This window comes from Pseudomonadota bacterium, from assembly GCA_022361155.1.
GTDB lineage: Bacteria > Myxococcota_A > Polyangia > Polyangiales > JAKSBK01 > JAKSBK01.
This window is the reverse complement of record JAKSBK010000075.1, coordinates 1-4,009: the sequence shown is the minus strand read 5'-3', so window position 1 is coordinate 4,009 and position 4,009 is coordinate 1. Positions and strand designations below refer to the sequence as shown.

2 protein-coding genes are annotated in these 4,009 nt (G+C 60.6%); both read left to right on the top strand.

The window, feature by feature from the left end:
- Positions 1-1,778: methyltransferase-like protein (locus MJD61_02065; protein ID MCG8554064.1), on the top strand; the 1,778-nt coding region annotated here is incomplete at its 5' end.
- Between the two features lie 28 nt (positions 1,779-1,806).
- Complete coding sequence (locus MJD61_02060) at positions 1,807-3,579, top strand: RNA-directed DNA polymerase (GenBank protein MCG8554063.1); 1,773 nt, start codon at positions 1,807-1,809, stop codon at positions 3,577-3,579.
- The last annotated feature ends 430 nt before the right edge of the window (positions 3,580-4,009 follow it).

Here is a 4,009-nt window from a genome sequence, read left to right as displayed (position 1 = left end):
TCCAGACCAAGACCTGGACTCCCGAGTGGCCAGACGCGATGTCGACCAAGCCGCGCTATTTGGTCATGAACTTCGAGCAATTCCAGCAGCCCGACTCCGAAGCGAAGCTGGTGGACTTCTTGGCTCGCCATATCGTCGATTTCGTGGTCGTGGACGAGATTCACTTCACAAAACAACGCGACGAGAAACAGATGAGCCGTCGCAAGCGGCTCGTGCAGGGCCTCATCCTCGAATCAGGCAAACGCAACGCGGACTTGTGCGTGCTCGGCATGTCCGGCACGCCGGTCATCAACACCCTCCAGGAAGGGCGGAGCCTGGTCGAGATGATCACGGGTCATCGACACGATGAGCTGGAGACGAAGGCGACGGTCCAGAACTGCATGCGGCTCTACCAGCGCCTCGTAACCCTGGGCACTCGCTGGAAGCCCGACTACAGCACCCAGCTCGAAGAGCTGAAGCCCGAGGTCGATTGCGTCGAACACCTCGAAGAAATCCGCCTGGTGGGGCGCGGGACCGTGCTCGACATGGAGCAAGTTCTGACCAAGGTGCGCATCCCCACGATCGTGAAGCACCTGGAGCCGGGCAAGAAGACCTTGGTCTACACCCACTACGTGGACGGAATCTCCAGCCAGCTCTGGCACGCGGTCAAGGACGCTGGCTTCCGGCCGGGCCTGTTCACCGGCAACAGCGATGAGACCGACTTGGGCGAGTTCATGAAAGCGAACGGGCAAGTCGATGTGCTGATCGCATCAAGTCGCGTGAGCACCGGCGTCGACGGTCTGCAGTACGTCTGCGACAAGCTGATCATCAACTCGCTCCCCTGGACCAACGCCGAGTACGAGCAGCTTCGGGCGCGGCTCTGGCGGCAGGGCAGCAAGTTCGACAAGGTCACGGTCGTCATCCCGGTGACCTTCGCCTACGTGAACGGCGAGCGCTGGTCCTACTGCGAATCCAAGCTCCACCGCTTGGAGTACAAGAAATCCATTGCGGACGCCGCAGTGGACGGCGTGGTGCCCGAGGGGAACCTCAGGAGCCCGGCGCAGGCCCAGCAGGACATCATGGGCTGGCTCGAGCGGCTCGAGACTGGCGCCATCGAGACGATCGAACGCCGGCTGATCAAGATCCCGCTTTCACGCGAACCCGGTGAGGTCAAGCGGCGCACGCAACGCTACGGCGACTTCTCGAGGATGAACAATCGCTGGTACGCCGCCACCAGCGACAAGACCCACACTCGCCTTGAGGCCAACCCAGAAGAATGGGCCCACTACCACACGATGTATCAAGAACTCCGAAAGAGTTGGGACGTGGTGCCCTTCGAAGAGGAAATCCGTTGGCTTGAAAGGCGCGAGGGCATGGACGTTGGCGATTTCGGCTGCGGCGAAGCTCTGATCGCCGCGTCCGCGAGTGAACGCCATCGGGTTCACAGCTTCGATCACGTGGCGGTCAACGAAACCGTCCACGCGTGCGACATCTCCGCGGTGCCACTCGACGCCGAGTGCCTCGACGTCGCGGTCTTCTGCCTCTCGCTGATGGGCGCCAACTTCACCGACTACATCCGCGAGGCGCATCGCTGCCTGCGTCTCGACGGCGAGCTCCACATCTGGGAGCCCGCCAGCTACTTCGACGACCAAGCCCAGTTCTGCGCCGACCTCGGCCGCCTCGGCTTCGACGTGCTGCCCCCAAGAAAGGAAGGGCTGTTCCTTAGAATCCGTGCACTCAAGAACGCCACCGCCCCGGCACCGAATTTGTCGCTTCGCTTCCGAGGGCACGACGGATAAGCAGCTGCAGGAGCTGCTCACGTCCACCATGACCATATACAGGACGATCCTCAGTCGAGGCTACTTTCCCAAGGAACTGCCACCCGCCTTCTTCACCGAGCAGTTTGCGAACTACGCGACGACAAAGCGGGGCCGAGCGATCCTGGCCCAATACAAGCCGACCGACAACTTCACCCAGTGCGTCGATTACCGGCTCGCCCTTCTGCCTCATGACGCGCGCGTCCTCAGGATCCCGAACCCTGCCGCGTTTTCGACCCTTGCGGAGCTCGTATCGAAGAACCTCCGTCGCTTGCTGAAAAGCGCGAGCCGATCTCCCTTTTCGAAGAGCCGTCCTATCTACGCCACGAACCACGCTCGCGCTATCCACGGGATGGTCGCACCACCCAATCTGGCAAAAGAGCGAACGATATCGCGAGGTGGCGCGCGTTACCTCGTCAAAACGGACGTCAGCCAATTCTACCCTTCTCTCTATACGCATGCGGTGGGTTGGGCAATCGATCCCCAGCTTCGGAACAAGAAGAACTGGGGACGTGCCAAGCTGCTCGGCAAGCGCCTCGATCAGGCACTCATGAATTCGCAGGGAAAGATCAGCCAAGGCATCCCGATTGGAAACGACATCTCTTTCCTGTTGGGTGAGGTTGTCTTGGCCCAGGTTGATCGCTCGCTGAAGATGGCTGCTCCCGAACGCTGCTACAGATGGTACGACGACTACGAGATTGCGTGCGATTCGTACGAAGAGGCGGGCACGATCTTGCGATCCTTGCGAAAGGCGTTGGAGAATTTCCAGCTGCGAACGAATCCAATTAAGACGGAGATCGTTGCCCTACCAGTAGCCACGGTGGAAGACTGGAAGGATGCGCTTCTCGATAGAGCTAAGGAGACTCTCAGCTCGGCGAGAGATATGGTGCAGTACTTTGATGCCGCCTTCCGGTTGCGAGAACGGTACCCGAACGCGCCAGTCCTTCTCTATGCCCTGGGACTGCTCTTTCGACTCCGGAGGCCCGCGGACGCCGCGGCAAGGGTGGCGCAGAGTGGGATCAGTCAGTGCCTATTGAGTGAGCCCGGCTGCGCGCAGAAGGCCTTCGCGCTTCTGACGTTCTGGAAGCTCAACGGCCTTGCGCTCGATGACAAGCTCCTACGCTGCACCGTTACGCAGATCGTCAAGAGCCACCGTGACGCTGGAGTCGAGAGTGACGTCTCGTGGGCGCTAGCGTTCTGCAGCCAAAATTCGCTGCCTCTCGCCAAATCGGCTGCCCGGTTGTTGTCCGAGCTCGAAAACGACTGCGTCGCGATACAATCGCTACACCTCGACAAGCAGGGCCTACTGCCCGATGGGTTTCGCAAGACCTCGCTAACCAACGCCCTCAAGTCACAGGATCCCGAGGGTGAGCACTGGCTCGCAGGGTACGAGGCGGTCCGGCACGGTTTCGTTGCTCCACCAGCGAGCGCATATTCGACCCACACGCTCTTCCGGGACATGCTAGCATGCAAGGTGACGTTCTATCGAACGAGGCTTCCCGCATACGCGAGCATCATTCATCCGGGCGGCGCTCCGGAGTGGGCGGTCAGGGAATGGCTGCACAGCCTCGTCTCGCAGGCCAAGAGGAAGGGAAAAGGGCCGTCCGAGGGTGAGCGGCCAGAAGTCCCAATGTTGAGACTAATCGAGTCCGACCTCGTGAAGGTGCAGCAGGCTCGTAGGCCTGCGAAAGCGACGGCGGACACTGTCTTTGATCTGTTGGATGTCTTCGAGCCAGAAGCCTTCGCAGCCCTGCTCGAAGATGAAGAGCCGTACTCGGCCTGACGTGTTGCGTTGTGTGTGGCTCAGAAACGTGTCAAGGCTGAAGCGCGCGGCGCTAGCTACATGTTGATGCAAAAAGGGGGGTTGAGCGTCCTTGCCAGGGGTGTCGGTGGGCCGTCAGGTAGCCACAACGGTTGTCTTCACCCAGGTGGTTATGCCCGGACGATGGCCACCGAGTTGTTGGCGATTCCGGCCCACGCGACTGCTCGGGTGTCTTCGCGAGGTCCCCAAGCGCCTCATTCACTGCGTAAGCATCCCGTGGGGTGCATCTGGTTGGCTCGGCTGACCTCGTGTAGTTGAAGGCACTTTAAAGGACACCCATAGTCTTGACAACGCCGCTGCTGGGTGCCATAGAGGAACTGCGATGACGGTTGCGCGTGCGGAGCAGGTGAGCGTGGATGCGACGCCCTGGTATCATGTGATATCCCGCTGT

What these genes read in the sequence shown, in the direction of transcription:
- MJD61_02060 (MCG8554063.1), top strand. Translation starts at nt 1,807, where the DNA reads ATGACCATATACAGGACGATCCTCAGTCGAGGCTACTTTCCCAAGGAA.